Consider the following 5387-nt stretch of genomic DNA (forward strand, 5'->3'; position numbering starts at 1 on the left):
TAAATTACTCATAATATCTCCCCTTTATATTTTAATAATATATATTATATTTAAAACATATTATAGAAGGAAAAATACTAGTTCCACATAATATCTTGTGGCATAGTTTCAATAATATTATTTAAAACTTCTAATATTGTTTCCTTTTTTACATTTGATGAAGATAAAAGTTGTTTATATTTTTTACTTCCCTTTTGACCTTGAAATAAACTGTGAAGAGGAGAAACTAAAGCATGAACACTATTACCCTTTTCAAGTTCTTCCATTATGTAAGGAATATAGGATTTAATAATATCGCCTCTAGATATTGGCTTTTTATCTTCAAAATCATTATAAAGCTTATAAAAGTTTGCTAAAAGATAACAATCTTCATAGGCTGATCTTCCAATCATAACTCCATCTACTTTTGTTAAAGCATCTTTAATTGAATCTATTGTTTTAAACCCACCATTAATTTCAATATTTAAATAATCAAACTCTCTTTTTAATCTATAAACCATATCATAATCAAGGGGTGGAATTTCTCTATTATCTTTTGGACTTAGTCCTTTTAATATAGCAGAACGTGCATGAATAGTATATCTATCAGGTTTAGCCTTAGAAATAGTATTTAAGAATTCTAGTAAATCATCATATCCCTCCATGATAATCTTACTTTTTTCATCTTCGATTATACCAGTTCCATCTATTCCAATTCTATGTTTTATAGTTACGGGCTTGTTAGTAGCTTCTTTCATAGCAGAAAGAATTTCGTATACTAAATCCTTTGAAGACATTAATGCAGCTCCCATTAAATTTCCTGAAACCCTGTCAGAAGGACAACCACAATTTAAGTTTATTTCAGCATAATTATATTCTTCAGCAAGCTTAACAGCTTTATAAGCATCTTCTGGATTAGAAGCAGCAATTTGAAGAGCTACAGGACCTTCTTCTTCCCTAAAATATAATATTTTATCTCTATTTCCATGTATTATTGATTGAGCAGTTACCATTTCTGTATATAAAAGAGCTTCTTTAGTTAGAAGTCTTGAAAAATATCTAAAGTGACGATGAGTTTTATCTACCATAGGTGCAATACTTACCTTTGGTGTTTTTACTTTTGATATATATTTTTCCATCCTTTGTTTTTCCTTTCTAGTTTCTTTATTGAATAAATCTTTAATTATTATATCATATAGAATGAATATAATAGCAAGTAATAAGAGTAAAATATGATAAAACAATATAGGGTTAGTATGACTTGTAGATTTAGAAGGCACACTAACCCAGTATTGTTTATTTTTTATAAGATTCTAATAAAAGTAAGTTTACAAATATAGCAAGTAGAATTCCTCTAGCTATATTAAAGCCTATTACTCCTAAAGATAAAAAATCTATAAGGACATAAAGAAGGATATAAATAGTACAACAGATGATTGTCCAAATAATTTTATCCTTAGTTGTCTTTCTAATCCTAATTTTAAGTTTTTCAGTACTTATTAAGTATTTAAATAAATAGTTCAATATTGAAGTTGATATTATAAATGATAACAGAAGTGTTATTATATTAATCAAATTCATAACTCCTTTCAATGTAATAATGATATTATAACATTGATTAGAAGCTATAATTATTATTTTATTTTAAATTAATTTAAATCTAATAGCATTTCATACTGACCGATATAATTAGTAAATCCAATAGAAAGAAGCATTTTTATTAAAGGAGTATAACCACTATCTACATTAATTATAGAGATTGTATTTGAAGCTGTATTATTTATTAAGTTAGCAATTAGATTTTTACCAATTCCTTGATTTCTATATTCAGAATGAACTGCTATTTGAGGTATACTTCCTGTAAATTTATCAATAATAGCATAACCAATAATCTCGTTATTATTTTTTACTAAGGAAAATTGGAAGTTATCTATTGTTGATTTTATAGAATCAATGGAATTTTGCCAAGAAGGTTCAATATTCCAAAATTTAATTAATTCACTCCATTCTTCTTCAGTTATCTTAGATTTATTTTCTATAGAAAGTTTTATTGGAGGAATATCTGATAATTTTTCTAGTTTAAAGCAATCGAAGCTTCTTATAACTTTAAATACTTGGTTTTTATATAATTCAAAGGCTATTGTATTTGTTTTTAAAACTTCAAGTAAATAGTATTCTATATTATTTTTAATAAGAACATCTTTTAGATTACTAAACATAGTACTAGTTATTCCTTGATGTCTATATTCCTTAATAACACCAGTACCAGTATCGTAGGCTGTTTTTTTGTTATTCCAAAGTCTTAATCCATTGTAAATAAATCCAATTAATTCATTATCTTTAAAAGCACCAATTGAAATGTTAGGGTTAAAGCCTCTTCCTATCAACATATTTTCAAATTTTGAAAAAGGCATATCTAGTTTTACCTGATAATCTGAAAATGCCATTACAAATCCTTTATATAAAACATCCATAGGAATGTTCTTAAGATTTGAGTAAATAAACAGGGTAAAGCCTCCTAAAATAATATACTTTAATTATACTATTTAATCTAAGAAATATAGACCTTTAGGAAAAATAAAATAACAATGGAATATATTGACAAAAATGTAACGATAATGTATATTTAAGATACTATTTATAAACAATGTATTTATTGCAATTATAGTAGTTTATAATATTTTTTAATTATAGAAAAGTAGATATTAATATATCCTATAAATAGATAAAATAACTTAACATAAGATATGATAGTTTGATGAGTAAAAACTATAAGGTTATTAGTAGTTTATTAATTTTATAATAAATAATTTTGGGAGGTATTATATATGAAACTTTGTGGTAAGGTTGCTGTAGTTACAGGTGCAAGTTCAGGAATGGGGAAAGCTATTGCTCTTTTATATGCAAGAGAAGGAGCTTCTGTAGTAGCAGTTGCAAGAAGAAAAGAGAAATTAAATGAATTAATTGAAGAATCTAAGGATTATGAAGGAAAAATTATTGTTATGCAAGGTGATGTTTCTAAAAAAGAAGATAATGAAAAGATGATTGATCTTGCTATAGAAAGCTTTGGGAAAATTGATATTTTAGTTAATAATGCAGGGGTTATGGATGAAATGATGCCAGTTGCTGAAGTCCCAGATGAATTATGGGAAAAAGTAATGGGGGTTAACTTAGATGGTCCATTTTATGCTTGTAGAAAAGCTGTTAATTCAATGTTGAAGCAAGGTTCTGGAATTATAATAAACGTAGGTTCTATAGGTGGATTAAATGGTTGTAGAGCAGGTGTTTCTTATACAGCTTCAAAATATGCATTACTAGGATTAACTAAAAATATTGGTTTTATGTATGCAGATAAAGGTATAAGATGTAATATTATATGCCCTGGTGGAGTAGAATCAGAAATTGGAGTAGGTATAAGTCATCCAAGTGAATTTGGTTTCTCAAGAGTAAGACTTGGAATGGGAAATGTTCCAAGAACAGGTTCACCAGAGGAAATAGCTACAATTGCTTTATTCCTTGCTACTGATGATTCAAGTTTTGTAAATGGAACTGAAATTGTTGCTGATGCAGGTTGGACAGCATTCTAATTAAATATAGAATTTATAGGTATGGAATTAAAATTATAATAATAAATTCCATATCTTTTTTATATTATAATTTTAGAATATAAATTAAAGCAATGGAGTTAATAAAACTATATATAGTTTAGACTAGTTAAATTTTAAATAAAAAATTGAGATTAGAGAGTAAAAAGAATAAAATTTCAAATTTTGAAAATCATTAGTATATATCTATATATTATAATTAGTTTATATATTATATTTTTACAAAATACTTAATATTTATAGATAAAGGGAGGGAAAATATGGGTTTTAGAGAAAACTTTTTGTGGGGTGGAGCTACTGCTGCAAACCAATGTGAAGGTGGATATAATGAAGGCGGAAGAGGTCTTGCAAATGTAGATGTAGTACCTATAGGTAAAGATAGATTTCCTATTATAGCAGGAGAAATGAAAATGTTTGATTTTGATAATGAACATTTTTATCCAGCTAAAGAAGCAATAGATATGTATCATAGATATAAAGAAGATATTAAATTATTTGCAGAAATGGGATTTAAGGTATATAGATGTTCTATTGCTTGGAGTAGAATTTTCCCTAATGGTGATGATGTAAATCCAAATGAAGAAGGATTAAAATTCTATGAGGATTTATTTAAAGAGTGTCATAAATATGGAATAGAACCATTAGTTACAATTACACATTTTGATTGTCCTATGAACCTTATTAAAAAATACGGTGCATGGAGAAATAGAAAAATGGTAGAGTTCTATGAAAATCTATGTAATGTTATTTTTAATAGATATAAGGGGTTAGTTAAGTATTGGCTAACATTTAATGAAATAAATATGATACTTCACGCACCATTTATGGGGGCAGGAATATGCTTTGAAGAAGGAGAAAATAGAGAGCAAGTTAAGTATCAAGCAGCACACCATGAATTAGTAGCAAGTGCTATTGCAACTAGAATTGCACATGAAGTTGACCCTAATAATATGGTGGGATGTATGCTGGCAGCAGGTGATACTTATCCATATACTTGCCATCCTAATGATGTATTAATGGCTATGGAAAGAAATAGAGAAAATTATTTCTTTGTAGATGTACAATCAAGAGGAGAATACCCAGCATATGCACTTAAAGAAATGGAGAGAAAGGGCATACACATTAAAATGGAAGAGGGAGATAAGGAAATATTAAAGAAACATACTGTAGATTTTATATCCTTCTCTTATTATTCTTCAAGATGTATAAGTGCAGACCCAGAGATTAATAAGTTAACAGAAGGCAATATATTTGCTTCATTAAAAAATCCTAATTTAAAGGAAAGTGAATGGGGATGGCAAATAGATCCACTTGGACTTAGAATAACTCTTAATTCATTGTATGACAGATATCAAAAACCATTATTTATAGTAGAAAATGGATTAGGTGCTGTGGATGTTCCTGATGAAAATGGATATGTTGAGGATGATTATAGAATAGAGTATTTAAGGGAACACATTAAGGCTATGAAGGAAGCGGTTGAATTAGATGGTGTTGACTTACTTGGATATACTACTTGGGGATGCATAGATTTAGTAAGTGCCGGAACAGGTGAAATGAAAAAACGTTATGGCTTTATTTATGTAGATAAAGACAATGAAGGTAATGGAACATTAAAGAGAAGTAAGAAAAAGAGCTTTGATTGGTATAAGAAGGTAATTGCTTCAAATGGTGAAAAACTTTAATTAATAGCATAACTTATATTAATAAAAATATAGGAATATATAAATTTTGAAAACTCCAAATTAAACTTGACCCTGTCAAGTAGACAATAGGAAAAAAGACTCTTCATTATGCGGCATG

The 5387-nt window shown here is 27.6% G+C and carries 5 protein-coding genes; 2 read left to right on the forward strand and 3 right to left on the reverse strand.

Translation table 11 applies throughout. The features are described 5' to 3' along the window. Positions 1–77: 77 nt before the first annotated feature. The 3 genes from dusA to HUJ77_RS14175 form a co-directional block, all read right to left on the reverse strand. Positions 78–1118 (reverse strand): tRNA dihydrouridine(20/20a) synthase DusA, encoded by a 1041-nt coding sequence (gene dusA, locus HUJ77_RS14165; protein ID WP_291709697.1) that lies wholly within the window; start codon positions 1116–1118, stop codon positions 78–80. Positions 1119–1275: 157 nt separating this feature from the next. Beyond that, positions 1276–1560: a hypothetical protein gene (locus tag HUJ77_RS14170; protein WP_291709699.1), complete on the reverse strand. Its 285-nt coding sequence runs from the start codon at positions 1558–1560 to the stop codon at positions 1276–1278. A 68-nt stretch (positions 1561–1628) separates the two neighbouring features. Next, complete coding sequence (locus HUJ77_RS14175) at positions 1629–2453, reverse strand: GNAT family N-acetyltransferase (protein WP_291709701.1); 825 nt, start codon at positions 2451–2453, stop codon at positions 1629–1631. Positions 2454–2807: 354 nt separating this feature from the next. On the opposite strand from HUJ77_RS14175, the gene HUJ77_RS14180 reads away from it, so the two are divergent. Together HUJ77_RS14180 and HUJ77_RS14185 are read left to right on the forward strand one after the other, a co-directional pair. Further along, positions 2808–3566, forward strand: coding sequence for an SDR family NAD(P)-dependent oxidoreductase (locus tag HUJ77_RS14180; protein ID WP_291709703.1), 759 nt, complete (start codon positions 2808–2810; stop codon positions 3564–3566). 278 nt (positions 3567–3844) lie between these two features. Beyond that, positions 3845–5269: a 6-phospho-beta-glucosidase gene (locus HUJ77_RS14185; RefSeq protein WP_291709705.1), complete on the forward strand. Its 1425-nt coding sequence runs from the start codon at positions 3845–3847 to the stop codon at positions 5267–5269. Positions 5270–5387 lie beyond the last annotated feature (118 nt).

This window comes from Clostridium sp. (assembly GCF_021443865.1).
Lineage (GTDB): Bacteria > Bacillota > Clostridia > Clostridiales > Clostridiaceae > Clostridium.

Coding starts and splice junctions, on each gene's coding strand:
- HUJ77_RS14170 (WP_291709699.1), bottom strand. CDS start 1,560: ATGAATTTGATTAATATAATAACACTTCTGTTATCATTTATAATATCA.
- HUJ77_RS14185 (WP_291709705.1), top strand. CDS start 3,845: ATGGGTTTTAGAGAAAACTTTTTGTGGGGTGGAGCTACTGCTGCAAAC.
- HUJ77_RS14175 (WP_291709701.1), bottom strand. CDS start 2,453: ATGGATGTTTTATATAAAGGATTTGTAATGGCATTTTCAGATTATCAG.
- dusA (WP_291709697.1), bottom strand. CDS start 1,118: ATGGAAAAATATATATCAAAAGTAAAAACACCAAAGGTAAGTATTGCA.
- HUJ77_RS14180 (WP_291709703.1), top strand. CDS start 2,808: ATGAAACTTTGTGGTAAGGTTGCTGTAGTTACAGGTGCAAGTTCAGGA.